This window comes from Amycolatopsis sp. WAC 01416, assembly GCF_003947485.1.
GTDB lineage: Bacteria > Actinomycetota > Actinomycetes > Mycobacteriales > Pseudonocardiaceae > Amycolatopsis.
The window spans coordinates 723,433-741,251 of record NZ_QHHX01000004.1; the positions used below are offsets into that span (position 1 = coordinate 723,433).

At 68.4% G+C, this 17,819-nt stretch carries 17 protein-coding genes and 1 tRNA gene; 8 read left to right on the forward strand and 10 right to left on the reverse strand.

The window, feature by feature from the left end; translation table 11 throughout:
- Window positions 1–100 precede the first annotated feature (100 nt).
- Complete coding sequence (aceE, locus tag DL990_RS17150; RefSeq protein ID WP_125786408.1) at window positions 101–2,896, reverse strand: pyruvate dehydrogenase (acetyl-transferring), homodimeric type; 2,796 nt, start codon at window positions 2,894–2,896, stop codon at window positions 101–103.
- A gap of 402 nt (window positions 2,897–3,298) precedes the next feature.
- On the opposite strand from aceE, the gene DL990_RS17155 reads away from it, so the two are divergent.
- From DL990_RS17155 to DL990_RS41840, 4 genes are all read left to right on the forward strand, one after another.
- Complete coding sequence (locus DL990_RS17155; protein ID WP_125786920.1) at window positions 3,299–3,730, forward strand: DUF3052 domain-containing protein; 432 nt, start codon at window positions 3,299–3,301, stop codon at window positions 3,728–3,730.
- A gap of 76 nt (window positions 3,731–3,806) precedes the next feature.
- Window positions 3,807–4,268 carry a peroxiredoxin gene (locus DL990_RS17160; RefSeq protein WP_125792822.1) on the forward strand — a complete coding sequence of 154 codons (462 nt, stop codon included), beginning with the start codon at window positions 3,807–3,809 and terminating at the stop codon, window positions 4,266–4,268.
- A gap of 39 nt (window positions 4,269–4,307) precedes the next feature.
- Window positions 4,308–4,379: transfer RNA gene (locus DL990_RS17165), tRNA-Val, on the forward strand.
- 595 nt (window positions 4,380–4,974) lie between these two features.
- Window positions 4,975–5,232 (forward strand): GNAT family N-acetyltransferase, encoded by a 258-nt coding sequence (locus DL990_RS41840; RefSeq protein ID WP_233598945.1) that lies wholly within the window; start codon window positions 4,975–4,977, stop codon window positions 5,230–5,232.
- Between the two features lie 281 nt (window positions 5,233–5,513).
- Here the strand turns inward: DL990_RS41840 and DL990_RS17175 are convergent, their stop codons facing one another.
- Entirely contained in the window at window positions 5,514–6,017 is a 504-nt protein-coding gene (locus DL990_RS17175) for a carboxymuconolactone decarboxylase family protein (protein WP_125799238.1), read from the reverse strand.
- A 14-nt stretch (window positions 6,018–6,031) separates the two neighbouring features.
- Here DL990_RS17175 and DL990_RS17180 point away from each other — a divergent pair, with 14 nt between their 5' ends.
- The gene (locus tag DL990_RS17180; RefSeq protein ID WP_125786405.1) at window positions 6,032–6,550 is read left to right on the forward strand and encodes a MarR family winged helix-turn-helix transcriptional regulator; all 519 of its coding nucleotides are present in this window, start codon (window positions 6,032–6,034) and stop codon (window positions 6,548–6,550) included.
- Window positions 6,551–6,710: 160 nt separating this feature from the next.
- Here the strand turns inward: DL990_RS17180 and DL990_RS17185 are convergent, their stop codons facing one another.
- From DL990_RS17185 to DL990_RS17195, 3 genes are read right to left on the reverse strand one after another with little or no spacing between them, the layout of a single operon-like run.
- Window positions 6,711–6,884 (reverse strand): hypothetical protein, encoded by a 174-nt coding sequence (locus DL990_RS17185; protein ID WP_233598944.1) that lies wholly within the window; start codon window positions 6,882–6,884, stop codon window positions 6,711–6,713.
- Window positions 6,885–6,936: 52 nt separating this feature from the next.
- The gene (locus DL990_RS17190) at window positions 6,937–8,433 is read right to left on the reverse strand and encodes an AMP-binding protein (RefSeq protein WP_125799239.1); all 1,497 of its coding nucleotides are present in this window, start codon (window positions 8,431–8,433) and stop codon (window positions 6,937–6,939) included.
- A complete protein-coding gene (locus DL990_RS17195; protein ID WP_125799240.1) occupies window positions 8,430–9,050 on the reverse strand; it encodes a TetR/AcrR family transcriptional regulator in 621 nt (206 codons plus the stop codon). Before DL990_RS17195 ends, DL990_RS17190 begins: the two co-directional genes overlap by 4 nt.
- A gap of 63 nt (window positions 9,051–9,113) precedes the next feature.
- Here DL990_RS17195 and DL990_RS17200 point away from each other — a divergent pair, with 63 nt between their 5' ends.
- Window positions 9,114–9,605 (forward strand): DUF1453 domain-containing protein, encoded by a 492-nt coding sequence (locus DL990_RS17200; protein WP_125799241.1) that lies wholly within the window; start codon window positions 9,114–9,116, stop codon window positions 9,603–9,605.
- Here DL990_RS17200 and DL990_RS17205 read toward each other — a convergent pair.
- A complete protein-coding gene (locus tag DL990_RS17205) occupies window positions 9,602–10,780 on the reverse strand; it encodes an aminotransferase class V-fold PLP-dependent enzyme (RefSeq protein ID WP_125786401.1) in 1,179 nt (392 codons plus the stop codon). The genes DL990_RS17200 and DL990_RS17205 overlap by 4 nt on opposite strands.
- Before the next feature lie 46 nt (window positions 10,781–10,826).
- On the opposite strand from DL990_RS17205, the gene DL990_RS17210 reads away from it, so the two are divergent.
- Complete coding sequence (locus DL990_RS17210; RefSeq protein WP_125786400.1) at window positions 10,827–11,456, forward strand: GntR family transcriptional regulator; 630 nt, start codon at window positions 10,827–10,829, stop codon at window positions 11,454–11,456.
- 4 nt (window positions 11,457–11,460) lie between these two features.
- Window positions 11,461–12,222 carry a phosphodiesterase gene (locus tag DL990_RS17215; RefSeq protein ID WP_125786399.1) on the forward strand — a complete coding sequence of 254 codons (762 nt, stop codon included), beginning with the start codon at window positions 11,461–11,463 and terminating at the stop codon, window positions 12,220–12,222.
- A 24-nt stretch (window positions 12,223–12,246) separates the two neighbouring features.
- Here DL990_RS17215 and DL990_RS17220 read toward each other — a convergent pair whose 3' ends face one another.
- The 4 genes from DL990_RS17220 to DL990_RS17235 all read right to left on the reverse strand — a co-directional run bounded on the left by DL990_RS17220 (window position 12,247) and on the right by DL990_RS17235 (window position 17,816).
- Window positions 12,247–13,869: a CocE/NonD family hydrolase gene (locus tag DL990_RS17220; protein ID WP_125799242.1), complete on the reverse strand. Its 1,623-nt coding sequence runs from the start codon at window positions 13,867–13,869 to the stop codon at window positions 12,247–12,249.
- 158 nt (window positions 13,870–14,027) lie between these two features.
- Window positions 14,028–15,416 (reverse strand): aspartate ammonia-lyase, encoded by a 1,389-nt coding sequence (gene aspA, locus DL990_RS17225; protein ID WP_125786397.1) that lies wholly within the window; start codon window positions 15,414–15,416, stop codon window positions 14,028–14,030.
- A 10-nt stretch (window positions 15,417–15,426) separates the two neighbouring features.
- The gene (locus tag DL990_RS17230) at window positions 15,427–16,380 is read right to left on the reverse strand and encodes an asparaginase (protein WP_125799243.1); all 954 of its coding nucleotides are present in this window, start codon (window positions 16,378–16,380) and stop codon (window positions 15,427–15,429) included.
- Complete coding sequence (locus DL990_RS17235; protein ID WP_125786395.1) at window positions 16,377–17,816, reverse strand: amino acid permease; 1,440 nt, start codon at window positions 17,814–17,816, stop codon at window positions 16,377–16,379. The genes DL990_RS17230 and DL990_RS17235 overlap by 4 nt, the downstream gene beginning before the upstream one ends.
- Window positions 17,817–17,819 lie beyond the last annotated feature (3 nt).

Genomic DNA, 17,819 nt, shown 5'->3' on the forward strand with positions numbered 1-17,819 from the left:
CAGAAACATCCGATGTATAACCCTAACCGCTTCGCCGTCAGACGCAATGAAGGGGCCTTTCATCGCAAATTTTGCAATGAAAGGCCCCTTCATCTCAGCGTCAGGCGCTGCCGGAGTCCGACAACTGCGGACCCGCGGCGGCGACGTCGTCGAGGCGGTACTTCCGCGCCGCCTCGGCCACCTTCGCCCGGTCGAACTCGCCGCGCTTGGAGAGCGCGCTCAGCGTGCCGACCACGATCGACTGAGCGTCGACCAGGAACTTCCGCCGGGCGGCCGGACGGGTGTCGGAGAACCCGAACCCGTCGGTGCCCAGCGTCAGCATGTCGTTCGGCACCCACGGGCGGATGAGGTCCGGTACGGCGCGCATCCAGTCCGAAACCGCGACCACCGGCCCGTTCGCGCCGGACAGCTTCTGCGTGATGTACGGCACACGCGGGGAGTCGCCCGGGTGGAGCAGGTTGTCGTGGTCGACCTCGACGGCCTCACGCCGCAGCTCGGTCCACGACGTCGCTGACCACACGGCCGCGCGTACGCCCCACTCCTCGGCGAGCATCTGCTGCGCGCGAAGAGCGTCCGGCATGGTGACGCCGGACACCAGGATCTGCGCCTCCGGACCGTCGCCCGCCGGGGCGTCGGCGTAGCGGTACAGACCCTTCAGCAGGCCGTCGACGTCGAGGTTCTCCGGCTCGGCGGGCTGCTGGTAGGGCTCGTTGTAGATCGTCATGTAGTAGAAGATGTTCTCGCCGTTGCCGTCCGGCCCGGTCTCGCCGTACATCCGGCGCAGACCGTCCCGCACGATGTGGGCGATCTCGAACGACCACGCCGCGTCGTAGGCCACGACGGCCGGGTTGGTCGCCGCCAGCAGCAGCGAATGCCCGTCGGCGTGCTGCAGGCCCTCACCGGTCAGCGTGGTGCGGCCGGCGGTGGCGCCGAGTACGAACCCGCGGGCCATCTGGTCCGCCGCCGCGTAGAGGCCGTCACCGGTCCGCTGGAACCCGAACATCGAGTAGAAGATGTAGATCGGGATCATCGGCTCGCCGTGCGTGGCGTACGAGGTGCCGACGGCGGTGAACGACGCGGTGGACCCCGCCTCGTTGATGCCCTCGTGCAGGATGACGCCCTTTTCGGACTCCTTGTAGGCCAGCATCAGGCTCGCGTCGACCGACGTGTACGTCTGGCCGTGCGGGTTGTAGATCTTGGCCGTCGGGAACATCGAGTCGAGGCCGAAGGTGCGTGCCTCGTCCGGGATGATCGGCACGATCCGCTTGCCGATCTCGGAGTCCTTCGCCAGCTCGCGGACGAGCCGGACGAACGCCATCGTGGTGGCGACCTCCTGCTTGCCCGAGCCCTTGCGGATGCCTTCGTAGACCTTGTCGCCGGGCAGCACGAGGGCCTTCGAGGCCTTCGGGCGACGCTCCGGCAGGAACCCGCCGAGCGCCTTGCGGCGGCCGATCATGTACTCGATCTCCGGCGATTCCTTGCCGGGGTGGTAGTACGGCGGGAGCTTCGGGTCGCGCTCGAGTTCCTCGTCGCTGATCGGGATGCGCTGGGCGTCCCGGAACAGCTTGAGGTCGTCGAGGGTGAGCTTCTTCATCTGGTGCGTGGCGTTGCGGCCCTCGAAGGACGGCCCGAGGCCGTAACCCTTGATGGTGTGGGCCAGGATCACCGTCGGCTGGCCGTGGTGCTCCAGCGACGACTTGTAGGCCGCGTAGACCTTGCGGTAGTCGTGGCCGCCACGCTTGAGGTTCCAGACGTCGGCGTCGGTGAGGTCCTTGACCAGCTCCTTGGTCCGCGGGTCGCGGCCGAAGAAGTGCTCGCGGACGAAGGCGCCGTCGTTGGCCTTGTAGGTCTGGAAGTCGCCGTCCGGCGTGGTGTTCATCAGGTTGACCAGCGCGCCGTCACGGTCGGCGTGCAGCAGCGAGTCCCACTCGCGGCCCCAGATGACCTTGATGACGTTCCAGCCGGCGCCGCGGAAGTACGACTCCAGCTCCTGGATGATCTTGCCGTTGCCGCGCACCGGACCGTCGAGCCGCTGCAGGTTGCAGTTGATCACGAAGGTCAGGTTGTCGAGGCCTTCGCCGGCGGCCACGTGGATGAGGCCGCGCGATTCCGGCTCGTCCATCTCGCCGTCGCCGAGGAACGCCCAGACGTGCTGGTCGCTGGTGTCCTTGATGCCGCGATCGCGCAGGTAGCGGTTGAACCGCGCCTGGTAGATCGCGTTCATCGGGCCGAGGCCCATGGACACGGTCGGGTTCTCCCAGAACTCCGGCATCAGCCGCGGGTGCGGGTACGACGGCAGGCCGCCGCCCTCGCCGGCGTGCGAGTACTCCTGGCGGAACCCGTCCAGCTGGTTCTCGCTCAGCCTGCCCTCGAGGAACGCGCGGGCGTAGATGCCGGGGGAGGCGTGTCCCTGGATGAAGATCTGGTCGCCGCCGCCCGAGTGGTCCTTGCCGCGGAAGAAGTGGTTGAAGCCCACTTCGTACAGCGCCGCGGACGAGCCGTAGGTCGAGATGTGCCCGCCGACACCGACGCCCGGACGCTGCGCGCGGTGCACCATGATCGCGGCGTTCCACCGGATGTAGGCGCGGTAGCGGCGCTCGATCTCCTCGTCACCGGGGAACCAGGGTTCGTTCTCGGTGGGGATGGTGTTGACGTAGTCCGTCGACGTCAGCGCCGGAACGCCGACGTGGCGTTCCCTGGCCCGCTCGAGGATGCGCAGCATCAGGTACCTGGCGCGCTGCTGACCACCCCTGGCCAGCGCCTCGTCGAAGGAGTCCAGCCATTCGGCGGTCTCCTCCGGGTCGATGTCGGGCAGGTGCGCCGCCAAGCCGTCACGGATGACGCGGACGCGTGCCGGGGTCTCCTTGCCGGAGGCGCCGTCGTTCTGCGGGGCCAAGGGGTCTCCTTGCAAAAGGTGGTAGCTGGTTGTGCTCGTACGCGGGCGTGTTCGCTTTCCATCGTCGTCCTCCGGTTCCGTTCTCGTCACCGCTACTGATCGGTAACGTTCGCGGACCCGATTGCGACACGCCTCGCACGCGCCTGTATTCGCGCGCGCGTTTTCTCTCCCACCCTAGAGCAGGGCGTTCGGAGGCGCCCAGGCGCGCCTGAATTGACCTCGCACGAGTGGTCCGAATGTCCGTACGCTGCGACACGAGTTGTTCAAGATCCGGTGTGGACGGTTGCGCGCAGCGCCTCACCAGTGTTCGCTAACGGGCATCGTGTACCCGAGTGTGGTGCCCGCCCGGTCGATCCGGCCGTGGCGACACCACGCTCCGTCGTAGTTGGAGGAGTGACAGCAGTGGTCGCCGCGGGAGACGCTGATCAGAACAGCGTCGCCGAAAGGCTTGGGATCAAGCCGGACATGGTGGTCCAGGAGATCGGCTGGGACGAGGACGTCGATGACGATCTTCGTGCGGCGATCGAGGAGCAGATCGGCGGCGACATCCTCGACGAGGACGCCGACGAGGTCATCGACGTTGTGCTGCTGTGGTGGCGCGAAGACGACGGTGATCTCGGCGACACGCTGATCGAGGTCCGGACCCCCTTGAACGAGAACGGCGTGATCTGGGTGCTGACCCCGAAGACGGGGCAGCCAGGACACGTCCAGCCGAGCGAGATCGCCGAAGCGGTGCCGCAGGTGGGATTGGCGCAGACGGCCAACATCAGCGCCGGCCCCAAGTGGGCGGGTACCCGGCTGGTGTCGCCGAAGTCGTCGAAGACCAAGCGGTGACCTCAGGAGCCGCGCGAGCGACACGATAGGGTTGTCGTCGCAGGCCCCTGTTCGCTCTTGAGAGGAAACCGCCGGTATGGCCGTCGAGGTCGGAACGCAAGCCCCGGACTTCACGCTCAACGACTACAACAAGCAGGCCGTGAAGCTGTCGTCCTTCCAGGGCGAGAAGCCGGTCCTGCTCGTGTTCTACCCGTTCGCGTTCAGCGGCATCTGCACCGGCGAGCTGTGCCAGCTCCGTGACGAGTTCGCGGACTACGACGGCCAGGGCGTCCAGGTCATCGGCGTGTCCGTGGACACCCCGTTCTCGCTCAAGGCGTGGGCCGAGCAGGAGGGCTACCAGTTCCCGCTGCTTTCGGACTTCTGGCCGCACGGTGAGGTCGCGAAGGCCTACGGCGTCTTCAACGAGACGGCCGGCCTGGCCACCCGCGGCACCTTCCTGATCGACAAGGACGGCATCGTGCGGTTCGCCGAGGTCAACCAGCCCGGCGAGGCGCGTGACCAGCAGGCGTGGAAGAAGGCCGTGGCCTCGCTGGCCTGAGTCTTCACCGGTGGCACCCGTGCGCGGGTGCCACCTCCCGGGCGCATAGCTCAGCGGGAGAGCACTCGGTTTACACCCGAGCGGTCGTAGGTTCGATCCCTACTGCGCCCACCGAAAACCCCGCGACAGGCCGCACGCGCGGCGCTACCTTCGGCCGAATGCACGACCTCGCGTGGCGGCCGCTCACCCCGCGGGACGCCCAGGCGTCGGCCGACCTCCTCAACGCCATGGAGACCGTCGACGGATCGGCGAGAACTACACGGCGGAGTGCATCCCGGGTATCGCCGGAGGGGGATCGGCGGCGCGCTCGTCGATGCGGGAGTAGCGGCGGCCAAGGTGGTGCACGCGCTGCATCACCCGTCGGCGAAGCTCGCGGTCGACGTCAATCGGCCGGCGCGCATCCCGGGCCTGGCCGAACTCGTCCGGTCCAGGGGTTTCGTGCCGGTGCGCTACTTCCAGCGCATGGAGCACTCGCTCGGCGCCTTGGACGGTTCGGCGATCCCTGACGGATTCCGGGTCGAGCCGTGGCCGGAGCGGAACGACGAGGACTTCCGGGCGGTCCGGAACGAGGCGTACCGGGACTACTGGGGTGCCGTGCCGATGCCCGTCGATCTCTGGCGGAACAAGATCACCAACCAGACTTTCCGGCCCGAGGTCAGCTTCCTCCCTCCGTGCGGCGGGCTCCGCGGTGGGGATGCTGGTGACGATGTGCTGGGACGCCGACACGGAGGCCACCGGCGTTCGCGACGCGCACTTCATGGTCATCGGAACGCTTCGGGAGTACCGGCGGCGAGGCGTCGCCGGCGCGTTGATGGGGCACGCGTTGCGGGTCGCCGCCGATCAGGGATACGACCGCGCGAGTTCGACCGTGGACTCCGCGGATCCCGCCGGGGCGTTCGGGGTCTTCGAGAAGGCGGGCTTCGCGCCGACGATGCGGTACGTGCGTTGGGCCCTCGAGGTCTGACGCAAGTAGGTGACTAATTGCGGAAGAAGACACGCGAAGGCCCTCTTCCCGTGACTCAGTCGCGGGAAGAGGGCCTTCGCGTACCCCCAACACCTGTGGAACGTTTTCGGTTTTTCGGCGGTCTGGTCTGCCCCCTCGGCAGGCCAGACCGCCGGTGCGCCGCGCCGCGGGTGGCGAACTTTCGGCTGCACAAGACAGGAGACGGTCGGGACTGCCCAGATACATCAAGATCGGCGGCCATTGGAGTGATCCGGGTCACGAGGGGTGATCACGCAGAGCGACTAGGCGCGGATGAGCCGGTTCGCCAGGGTCGACATCGTGTAGGCCCCGATGCCCATGACGACTTCGAGGGCGTTCCGCTCGGTGTAGCCGTACTCGAAGAAGGTCCGCAGGGTGTCGTCGTCCACGCCGCCGGCGGTTTCGAGCACCGCGAGCGTGAACTGCCGGACGGCTTCCAGCCGCTCGTCGGGCACGGGCTCCTGCGAGCGAAGCGCCGCGATGACGTCGTCGTCCGCGTGCAGGCCCTTCAGCTTGCCGGTGTGGATCTCGACGCACACCTCGCAGCCGTTGCGGGTCGCCACGGTCATCACGACCGTCTCCCGCGCGAGGGGTTCGAGCGTCGTCCGCTCGAAACTCGCGCTGAGCTTCAGGAATCCGTCGAGCAGTTCCGGTGACGACGCCTGACGGGCGACGGCGGTGGGGAGGTGGCCGAACTTCCGGATGGTCGCCTCCATCGAGCGACGCGAGGCTTCGGGCGCGGTTTCGACGGTGTGATCGGTGAACAAGGCAGCCCCTTAGGATGGTCAACGTGGTTGACGAAAAGGTAAACCAGGTTGTCGAACGGCGCAAGCAGGTTTCCGACCCACCGGGGTTCGAGCTGCCGCTCCTGCTGTTCGCGGGCTTCCGCTCGATCATCGACCGGATGCACGCCGAGCTGGCCGAGCAGGGACATCCCGACGTCCGCCCGGCGTACGGCTTCGCCATGCAGGCGATCGGCCGCCACGGCGCGACGGCGAGCGAGATCGGGCGGCGGCTCGGGGTCAGCAAGCAGGCGGCGGGCAAGACCATCGACAAGCTGGAGCAGCTCGGCTACGTCGAACGCGCCGACGACCCGGCCGACGCGCGGCGCAAGGTCGTCCGGCTGACCGCTCGCGGATTCGACTCACTCGGCCGATCCGCGGTGATCTTCGAGGAGCTGCGCAACGAGTGGGTCGGCGCGCTGGGCGTCGAAAGGGTTCGCGCGCTCGAAGCCGACCTTCGCACGATGGCGCCTTCGGAGGGCTTCCGTCTCGACGTGGCAGGCTGGTTCGGAGCCTAGGCGCTGTCCGGTAAGTCATGTTCGCGGTCTTCGCGCCCAGGCGGTCCCTGACGGCACGGGCGGACGCGGCCGAGTACGACCCGGTACGAGGCCGATCCGCCCGCACCGCCAGGAACCACCTGGATCACGAAGCCCATCGAACAGACTTACCGGACAGCGCCTAGGCCGTGTCCTGCGAAAGCGGGCTCCCGTGCGGTAGCACGTAGAGCACCTGGAGCACCACCGGTGTCGTCCCGAGGTTTCGTCCGATGTGGACGGTGTCGCTCGGTTCGGTGAAGGCGGCGCCCTGCCGGTACAGGCCGTCGAGCCCGCAGTCGGCCGAGTTGTGTGTCACCGCAGGCGCATGGGAAAACGGTACCGCGATCGGCGCTGCCCGAAAGGGCTGTTCACTTCGCCCGAAGCGTCCGCCGCAGCATCTTCCCGCTTTCGGTCCGCGGCAGCCGCTCCCGGAATTCGAACCGGCGCGGCGTCTTGAACCCGGCGAGCTCGGCTCGGCAATGCTCTTCGAGCCGCTTCGCCAGCAAGGAATCACCGACGGCGCCCTCGACCGGTTGCACGACGGCGACGACCCGTTGCCCCCACTCGGGATCCGGTTCCCCGATCACCGCGACGTCGGCGACGTCGGGATGGCTCAGGAGTCGCGCCTCGATCTCGGCGGGGTAGACGTTCACGCCGCCGGACAGAATGAGATCCGTCCGCCGGTCGCAAAGGAACACCCGGTCCGCGGCGTCGAGATAGCCGACGTCCCCGACGGTGACGAAGTCCCCGGAGCGTGCGGTGGCCGTCTTGTCCGGATCATCGTGATAGTCGAATTTCGTGTGCGCGGAACTGAAGTAGAGCGTCCCGGTCTCGCCCGCGGGGAGCTCGGCGCCGTCGTCGTCGAGAACCTTGACCCGCACTCCGTCCAGTGGCTCGCCGACGGTGCCCGGCGCGGCGAGCCATTCGCGCGCGTGCACCGCCGTGTTCAGGCCCTCGGACGCGCCGTAGTACTCGTGGACCACCGGCCCGAGCCAGGCGAGCATCCGCTCCTTGACCTCCCGCGGGCATGGCGCGGCACCGTGGATCACCGAGATCAGGCTCGACAGGTCGTAACGTACGCGGACGTCCTCGGGCAGCCGCAGCATGCGGTGGAACATCGTCGGCACCAGATGCGTGCTCGTCACGCGGTGCTTTTCCGTGAGCCGCAGCGTTTCCTCGGCGTCGAACCGGTCCATCAGCACGAGTGTGTGCCCGAGATGCAGGATCGACGTCGAGAACATGCCCGGCGCCGCGTGGTAGAGCGGGCAGGCGACGAGGTGCACGCCGTGCCCTGGCAGGACATCCAGCCGTTCGAGCACGTGCGCGTGGATCGGGTGCAGCGCGGGTGGCCGCCCGGACAGGGCACGCCGCACGCCTTTGGGGCGCCCTGTGGTCCCGGACGTGTAGAGCATCGTCTGGCCCGCGGTCCGCCGCTCCGGCGTCGTGGTGGGCAGGTCCGCGCCCCAGGCCGCGTAGTCCGCCCAGCCAGGTGTCACACCACGCGAAAACCGGTGCAGGCCCTTCAATTCCGCGGTGCATGTGGCCGCGATGTCCGCGTCCGCGACGACGACCTTGGCGCCGCTGTTGGCCGCGATGTAGGCGATCTCGGCGGGCGAGGACCGATGGTTGACCGGCGTGAAGTACATCCCCGCCTGCAGGGTTGCCAGCAGGAGCTCGTAGTAGGTGAGTCCATTGTGGATGATCGCGAGCACGCCGTCGCCTTCGCCGAGGCCGAGCGCCCGCAGGGCATGGGTCAGCTGATTCGCGCGTGCCGAGAGCTCGCCGAAGGTGGTCTCGCGCCCGTCGACGTCGATCACCGCGACGCGGCCGGGGTCCTGGGCGGCGACCTCGTAGAACGTGCTCATTTCGTCACCGATCCGGGGTGTCGCAGGGTTTCCAGATGCCGTCCGAGCACCGTGCGCATCAGCTCCGGCGGCGTCCGTCCGCCCGCCATGGCGAGGCCGTCCAGCAACGCCGCCAGCCGTTCGGTTTCGACGTCCAGGTCGAGGTCGTCGAGCAGGCCGCCCGCGCCACGCGCGCCTTCGAGCACCCGGCGGACGAGCGCGCGGACTCCCGCGTGCGTCCGCGCGGCTTCCTCGGCGAGATCCGGGCGGTACTTCGCGGCGGCGGAGAACGCCAGCCAGACGTCGGTCTCGGCACAGGTCTGCTCGGTGAGCGGAAGCAGTTCGCCGAGCAGCGCTTCGGTGAGCTCCTGACGGCGCGAACGTGGGGTCTCCGGATCGAGCAGTTCGGGGAGATGGCGCAGCAGCCGGGCTTCGACCCGGTCTCCGAGCGCGCGCATGGCGAACACGATCAGCTCGTCGTGGCCCCGGAAGTAGTGCCGCACCGAACCGATCGCGAGCCCGGCCTCGTCGGCCACGCTCCTGAGCGACGCCTGCGCGAGGCCGTCCCGCTGGATCACCCGGAAGACGGCTTCGGCTATCTCCAGGCGCCGGGCCCCGGGGTCGACGATCTTCGGCATGTTGCCTTTATAGCACGACCTTGCTATTTTATTTGGCACAGTCGTGCTACAAAGGGGGAGTTCATGCGGACCTGGTTGCTGATCGCGCTGGCGGTCGCCGTGGTGATCGTGATCGTCGTGCGCAGGCTGAGCGGGGAGCCGCTGGTCGCCCGCGAGGTGTTCGGGGCGCCGGTGGTCCTGCTCGCTTTCGGCGTCTACGGCCTGGTCAAGCTGGAAAGTTTCACCTTCACGGACGGCGCCTGGCTCGTGCTGGGCTCCGTGATCGGTTGCGGTCTCGGAGCGGTGCGCGCCGCCACCACGAAACTGTTCGAGCGCGACGGCGTGCTGTGGCTGCGCTACACCGGCTGGACGTTCGGCGTGTGGGTGCTTTCACTGGTGGTGAACTTCGGGATCGGCTTCCTGGCCACGACGGCCGGGGCGCATCCCGACGCGCGGCCGGTGACGTTGTCGATCGGCGTCAGCCTGCTGGGGGAGGCGTTGGTGATCGGCGTTCGCGCGAAGACGACGGGGCTTCCGTACGCCCCGCCGTCCGAGTCCGTGCTTTCCCGCCGTTAAGCCAGCTTCTCGACTTCGCCGACGAGGAGCGCGATGTCGTCTTCGGTGTTGAAGTAGTGCACCGAAGACCGGACCATCGACGGCAGCCCGCGCGCGGCGAAGTCGAACTGCGCGGACGTCGCTTCGACGACGCTGACGTTGATCTTCTTCGCCGCGAGGCGCTTCTTCACTTCCTGTGCCGGCGTTTTCGCCACGCTGAACGTGACGATCCCGCACTGCCGCGAGCCTTGGTCGTGGACGCGGACGCCGGGGACCTCGCGGAGCGCGTCGCGCAGTTTCGCGGCGAGCGCGGCGACGCGGGCTTCGATGGCGGGCATGCCCCATTCGAGGGCGTAGTCGATCGCCGCGCCGAGACCGTGCAGGGCGGCGTGATCGCGTTCCCAGACCTCGAACATCTTCGCGGTCGGATCGACTTCGTAGCTTTCGGGCGCCGTCCACGCCGCCGAATGAAGGTCGAGCATCGCGGGCTCGACGCGCTCGCGCAGCCGCGGGTGCGCGTAGAGGAACCCGGTGCCCCGCGGTCCGCGCAGGTACTTGCGGCCGGTCACGCTGAGCGCGTCGCAGTCGAGGCGCGCGACGTCGAGGTCGATCTGGCCGGCGCTCTGGCAAGCGTCCAGCAGGAACGGGATCCCGGCCTCGCGTGCGACCGCGCCGATCTCCTCGGCGGGGTTCACCAGTCCGCCCTGGGTCGGCACGTGGGAGATGGCGATCAGCTTGACGTCGCCGTCGACACGGCGTTTCAGGTCCTCGACGTCCAGTTGCCCGGACTCGTCGTTCTCGACCACCTCGACGACGGCGCCGGTGCGCTTCGCGAGCTGCAGGAACGAGATGACGTTGCTCGCGTACTCGGATTTCGCGGTCAGGATCCGGTCTCCCGCGGCGAAGGGAAGCGCGTAGAAGATCGCCTGCCAGGACCGGGTCGCGTTGTCGGTCAGCGCGATGTCTTCGGGGTCGGCGCCGACGAGGCGTGCGGCCGAGGCGTACACGCCGTTCATCCGTTCCACGGTCGCCGCGGCCTGCTCGTACCCGCCGATCAGGGCTTCTTCGCGGAGGTAGCCGACGACGGTGTCGGTCACCCGCGCGGGCGGCAGCGACGATCCGGCGTTGTTGAGGTGGACCACTTCCGCGCAGCCCGGCGTCTCGGCACGAGCGCGGTTCACATCGAAGTCCGTCATGTCTAACTGAATACAGTACGGCTGAACTGCATGCAATACTGCACCGATGACGAGGAACCTGCTCCGGCGCGACCTCGCGGAGGAGATCACCGCCCGCGTGCTCGACGGCCGCATCGCCGCGGACAGCCGCATCAACGAGGTACACCTCGCGCGCGAGCTGGGCGTCAGCCGGACACCCTTGCGTGAGGCGCTGATCGGGCTTGCCGATCGCGGGCTGCTCGTTTCGGCGCCGGGGCGCGGTTTTCTCGTGCCGCCGTTCGATCCGGAAGAGGCCCGGCAGCTGTACCCGCTCGTCGCGGAGCTGGAGTCGCTCGCGTTGCGATGGAGCTCGCCGCAGGACCTCGCCGGTCTCACCGGCGGCCTGGACCGGATCGCCGACGAGATGGCCGCGGAGCTCGAGCGGCAGGGTGATCTGTCCACTTTGGATGATCGCTGGCACGCGCTGCTCGTCTCGCGGTGCACGAATCCGCATCTGCTGCGCCTGCTCGAGCAGACGAAGCCGCTGCTGAAACGCTACGACGCGCGCTATTTCGGTGGCGCCGAGCGCGCCAGGGAGAGTATCGACGAGCACTACCGGATCGCCGGCGCGATCCGCGCCGCCGACCTCGCGACGGCGTTGGAGCTGCTCGTGCGGAACTGGGTGAAAACGTTGGCATATCTGGAAGACATGGGGTGAAACGATGTTCGTGACGGCACATCTGAGTGACAACCATCTCGACGGCGGGGAACGCGCCGACGAACGCACCGCACGGGTGATGCGGTATCTGGAGAACCTGGCGACCCCGGTCGACGCGATCCTGGTGACCGGGGACATCGCCGACCACGGCACGCTCGAGGAGTACCGGCGCGCGGCCGAACTGTTCAAGACCGACGTCCCGCTGTTCACCTGCCCCGGCAACCACGACAAGCGCGGCCCGTTCCGCGAAGGGCTGCTCGGCCAGGCGCCGGACGACGCCCCGGTCAACGCGGTGCACACGGTCGGCGACGTCACCTTCGTGATGGCCGATTCGAGCATCCCGGGAAAACCGGACGGTCAGTTCGACGACGAGACCATGGCCTGGCTGGACCGCGTGCTCGGTGACGGCGACGGCCCCGTCTTCATCGCCTTCCACCATCCGCCGGTTCCGCTCGGGCTGCCGTTGGTGGACGCCATGCGCCAGTACGGCGAGGACGAACTGGCCGAGCTGCTCGCACGCCACCCGCGAGTGGTGGCCTTGCTCTGCGGACACGTCCACGCGTCAGCGTCGACGATCTTCGCGGGAGTGCCGCTGCGTTCGGCGCCCTCGGTCGGGTCCAGCATCCTGTTCCCGTGGGAGGAGAACGGCCTCCGGCCGTGGAGTGAAGGCGGGCCGATCGATTACGACCTGCCGCCGTCGCTGCTGTTCCACGTGCTGCACGACGACGGCAGGCTGACCACGCACCAGCGGGTGGTCCCGGCCTGACGCAGCGCCGGCCCCACTGCCGCCTCAGCCCGCGAACACCGGCAGCGTGATCCGGGAGGGCCGCGCGGGGTCGTGGAAGATCTCGAACCGCGCGGGTTTCCCGTCCACCGCGCTGAAAACGGGCTCGTCGGTGCCGTGGTTGCGGGCGAAGCGCGGGAACGCCCCGCCCGCGACCTGCAACCGCAGCCGGTGTCCGCGACGGAACCGATAAGCCGTTGGGTCGAGGTGGACCTCGGCCGCGACCACGCCGTCCACATCGGACTCGGGGATTCCGGGGCGCAGGCGGAGAATGCCGTCGGTGACGTTGCGGGAGACACCGCGACCGTCCACATCGCACAGCCGGACGAAGACGTCGCCGTGCCCGATGTCGGTCCGGACGTGCACCAGCGCGGAGATCTCGCCGATGACGTCGAGGTCGCGTTTCAGCACGTCACCGGCGAAGAGCAGTACGTCCGGCCGTGCCTCGATGTCCTTGTTGTCCTGCTGTTTCTGCACGCCCGACAGCAGGGGGCCGCCGACGGTCGGCGTCGGGTCGGCCGGGTCGAAGGTGAACCTGCCCGGTTTCGACTCCACCGGCGCATCGGGGGAAAGCCTGCCGGGGCGCAGGAAATACGGTGTGGCTTCGGAGTCGGGCGGCCAGCTTTCGAAGTCCAGCCATCGTCCGGAGCCCTGGAGGTACAGGCGCACCGGTGACCGCCTCAGCGGCGCGCGGTCGCCGAGGAGGTGGGCGGAGAGGAAACCGATCTGGTCGGTCAGCAGGGTTTTGAGGCTGGCGGGTTCGCCGTGCGCCCACGGGCCGATGGTGATCCGCGGTGCGCGTCCGGCCGCGGCGAGTTCCTTGAAGTCGCGCAGCTGGGCGGAGATGAACAGGTCGTACCAGCCGGTCACCATGGTCACCGGGGTCCGCAGCGCGGCGACCTCGGCGCTGTGGTCCGACGGCGCCCAGAAGTCGTCGCCCGGTTCGGCGTGTCCGGTGACGTCCTGGAGGAATCGCACCTGTTCGCCGATGGCCGCGACGTCCGCGCCGGAGATCGGTAGAAAGGCCATGGCCCGGCGGGTCTTCCTCGTCTGCCAGGGATTCGGGAGGCCGGCGAACCGGCCCTCCTGACGGCCGATCAGCGCCGACCACGAGACCATGTTGTCGACAGCGAGGATCCCACCGGGATAGAAGGTCGACACGAACTCCGACGCGGTGACGCCGAGACACAGTGCTTCGAGCGGCTCGTCGAGGTACGGCGCGACAGCCCATTGCGTGTGGCCGAGGTAGCTCGCGCCCGCCATCGCGACCCGGCCGTCGCACCACGGCTGCTCGCGCAGCCAGGCGACGGTGGCGAGGCCGTCCTCCTTCTCCAGGTGGAACGGCCGGAACTCGCCGCCGGAGCCGAAGGTCCCGCGGGTGCTCTGGAGGACCGTCTGCAACCCGTGCCGCGCGAACGTCTCGCCGAAGATCTTGCCCATCAGGCCCTTGCGGCCGTACGGCGTGCGGATCAAGACCACCGGCCGCGGCTCGTCGCCCGGGACGGCGTAGCGATCCGCGAGCAGGCGGACGCCGTCGGGCATCGGGACGGGGATCCCCTTGGTCACCGAGGGGGCGGGGCCTTCGGCGGGCGGGAGGCCGAGGTACCGGTCGAGAAGTCGGTCGAGCACGCCAGTGCCGCCTTTCGTGCGGAGGATCACCTTCCACTTACGACCGTACTCGCGCGCCCCCGCGCCCGCCTGAAATGAAAGCGTCCTTCATTGCGAAATTTGCGATGAAGGACGCTTTCATGGCGCGGGGCGGACCGCCCGGTACCGCCCCGCGGGTCTCAGGACAGCCGCGCCAGCGTCTCCGGCTTCAGCAGCTTCGCCAGTTCCTCAGCGGGCAGAAGGCCCTTCTCGACGACGAGTTCCGCCACCCCGCGCCCGGTCTCGAGGGCCTCCTTGGCGATCTCGGTCGCCGCCGCGTACCCGATGGCCGGGTTCAGCGCGGTCACCAGCCCGATCGAGTTCTCGACGTAGCCTCGCATCACGTCGGCGTTCGCGGTGATCCCGGAGACGCACCGCCGCGCCAGCACCAGGCAGGCCGACCGCAGATGCGTGATGCTCTCCGAAAGCGAGTGCAGGATCAGCGGTTCGAACGCGTTGAGCTGCAACTGCCCGGCCTCGGCCGCCATCGTGATGGCGACGTCGTTGCCGATGACCTCGAACGCGACCTGGTTGACCACCTCGGGGATCACCGGGTTGATCTTGCCGGGCATGATCGACGATCCCGCCTGCACCGGCGGCAGGTTGATCTCGTTGAACCCGGCCCGCGGCCCGGACGAGAGCAGCCGCAGGTCGTTGCAGCTCTTCGAAAGCTTCACCGCGATCCGTTTGAGCACCCCGGAAAGGTGCACGAACGCCCCGCAGTCCTGCGTCGCCTCGATGAGGTCCGCCGCGGTCACGACGGGCAGCCCGGTGATCTCGCGAAGGTGTGCGACGGCGGCCTCGGCGTATCCGGGAGCGGCGTTGAGGCCGGTGCCGATCGCGGTCGCGCCGAGGTTGATCTCGTGCAGCAGCGTCACCGCCTCGGTGAGCCGCAGCCGGTCTTCGCCGAGCATGACCGCGTACGTCCCGAATTCCTGCCCCAGCGTCATCGGGACCGCGTCCTGCAACTGAGTGCGGCCCATCTTCAGCAGATCGTGGAACTCGACGGCCTTGGCCGCGAAAGCCTGCTCCAGCACGACCATCGCCTCGGCCAGTTCATGGACGGCGATGATCGTCGCGACGTTGACCGCGGTCGGGTACGCGTCGTTGGTCGACTGCCCGAGGTTCACGTGCTCGTTCGGGTGCACGCGGGCGTAGTCGCCCTTCTCGTGCCCGAGCAGTTCGAGCGCGCGGTTCGCGATCACCTCGTTGGCGTTCATGTTCGTCGACGTGCCCGCTCCACCCTGGATGACGTCGACGACGAACTGATCGTGCAGTGCGCCCTCGCGGATTTCGCGGCAGGCCCGGCGGATCGCGTCGGCGACGTCCGGCTCCAGCAGGCCGAGGTCGGCGTTGGCGTGGGCGGCGGCCTCCTTGACCGAGGCGAGCGCCTCGATCAGATGCGGATACGCGGAGATCGCGGTCCCGGTGATGGGGAAGTTCTCCCTGGCGCGGGCGGTGTGCACACCCCAGTAGGCGTCGGCGGGGACTTCCTTGTCGCCAAGCAGATCGTGTTCCACGCGGTGCATCGAAGGCTCCTCAGGCGGCGAGATGGAGTTCGGCCAGCGCGCCCGTCACGCGCAAGCCGGGGGTGGGTTCCAGCACGTCCGGATCGACACCGCACAGCGCGAGCGCGGCGGCGAGCACCGGCCGCCGCGCGCGGTCGCCGCCGTCGGCGATCTTGATCGCGATCGCCGTGCCGTCCGGCAGGGCGGCGACCTGGACGGCTTCGAAACCGTCCTTGGCGATCAGCCCGGGCACCGTGCGCATGAGCGCGGTGACGTCACGACGGGTGCCGGCGACCAGTTCCGGATGCTTCCGGATCCCTTCGGCCACAAGACCTTCCGGTGTACCCGGGGCGGCCGCCGCGATCTTGCCGACAGCGGTGGCGAGACCGCGCAAAGAAACCGCGAACAGGGGAGCGCCGCAGCCGTCGACGGCGACCTTCGGGATCCGCTGCCCCGTCAGCTCCTCGACGCATTCCGCGATCGCGCGCTGCAACGGATGGGCGGGATCCAGGTAGTCCTTTGTGGACCACTCGTGCAGGCGGCAGGTCGCGAGCATCGCCGCGTGCTTGCCGGAGCAGTTGTGCGCCAGTCTCGAAGCGGTCCGTCCCGACGCGATCCAGGCGTCGCGCTCGACCGGATCGAACGGCAGATCCTCCGGTGTCCGCAGGTCTTCCGCGGTGAGCCCGGCACCGTCGAGGGTGTTGCGCACCTCGGTGAGGTGGATCTCCTCGCCGGAGTGGCTGGCCGCGCCGACGGCGAACCCGGCGGCGCTCGGCTCGACCCCGAGCCGTGCCATCGCCGCTGCCTGCAAGGGCTTCGCCGCCGAACGCGGATAGAACGCCGCATCGATGTCGCCCGCGGCGAACAGCACGCGGCCGTCGGGCGCGAGGACCACGGCCGAACCGTGGTGCACCCCCTCGACCATTCCGTCGCGGAGGAGGTGCACCAGCGGTTCGTGAGCGGGAACGCGGAGCTCGGGGATCACAGCTTCGTCTTTTCGAAGACGTCCATGTTGATTCGCTTGCGGACCCCGAACCAGCCGGCCACCAGCGCGAGCCCGATGATCGGCAGGCAGTACAGGGTGATCCGGCCGGTCTCGTCGAAGCCCATCAGCACCACGACCGCGGCGAGGAAGATCAGCGTCGCGATCTCGGTGTAGGGCGAGAACGGCAGGCGGTACGACGGTCGCTCGACCTCGCCGCGATTGGCCTTGCGCACGAACATCAGATGCGACAGCACGATGATCGCCCAGGTGCCGAGGATGCCGATGGCGGCGAAGTTCAGCACGATCTCGAAGGCCTGGCTCGGCACGACGGCGTTCAGGCCGACACCGACCACGCAGACTGCGGAAGTGAGCAGGATCCCGCCGTAGGGCACGTGGTTCTTGTTCATCACGCCGGTGAACTTCGGCGCGGATCCGGCCAGCGACATCGAACGCAGGATGCGGCCGGTGGAGTAGAGGCCCGAGTTGAGGCTGGACAGTGCCGCGGTCAGCACCACCAGGTTCATCACGTTGCCTGCCTGCGGCACCCCGATATGCGAGAGCACGGTGACGAACGGGCTCTCGTTCTTCGAGTAGGAGTCCCACGGCATCAGCATCGCCAGCAGGACCACCGAGCCGACGTAGAAGATCCCGATCCGCCACATGATCGAGTTGATCGCCTTGGGCATGATCTTGCGCGGGTTCTCCGTCTCGCCGGCGGCGACACCGACCAGCTCGACCGAGGCGTAGGCGAACACGACACCCTGGACGATCAGCACCATCGGCAGCAGGCCCGCGGGGAAGATCCCGCCGTGGTCGGAGATCAGCGAGAAGCCCGGCGTGGTGCCGTCGATCGGCTGCTGCGTGACCAGCAGGAAGATCCCGATCCCCATGAACGTCACCAGCGCGGCGACCTTGATGATGGCGAACCAGAACTCCATCTCGCCGAACAGTTTCACCGACACCATGTTCAGGGCCAGCACCACCGCGAGCGCGATGAGCGCCAGCACCCACTGCGGGATCGGCGTGAAGAAGGACCAGAAATGCGCGTACAGCGCGATCGCGGTGATATCCGCGATACCGGTGGTCGACCAGTTCAGGAAGTGCATCCAGCCCGCGACGAAAGCACCCTTCTCGCCCATGAATTCCCGGGCGTAGGAAACGAAGGCGCCGGACGAGGGGCGGTACAGGATGAGTTCGCCGAGCGAGCGCACCACGAAGAACGCGAAAAGGCCGCAGACCGCGTACACGATCGCGAGTGCCGGACCTGCCTGCGCGAGCCGTCCGCCCGCGCCGAGGAACAGGCCGGTGCCGATGGCGCCACCGATCGCGATCATGTTGACGTGGCGGGGTTTCAGCGCCTTGTCGTAGCCGGCGTCACCGGCGTCGGCGGGCACCGGCGCGGATTTGCCGTCCGCGCTGAGGGTCTGTTCGGTCACGAG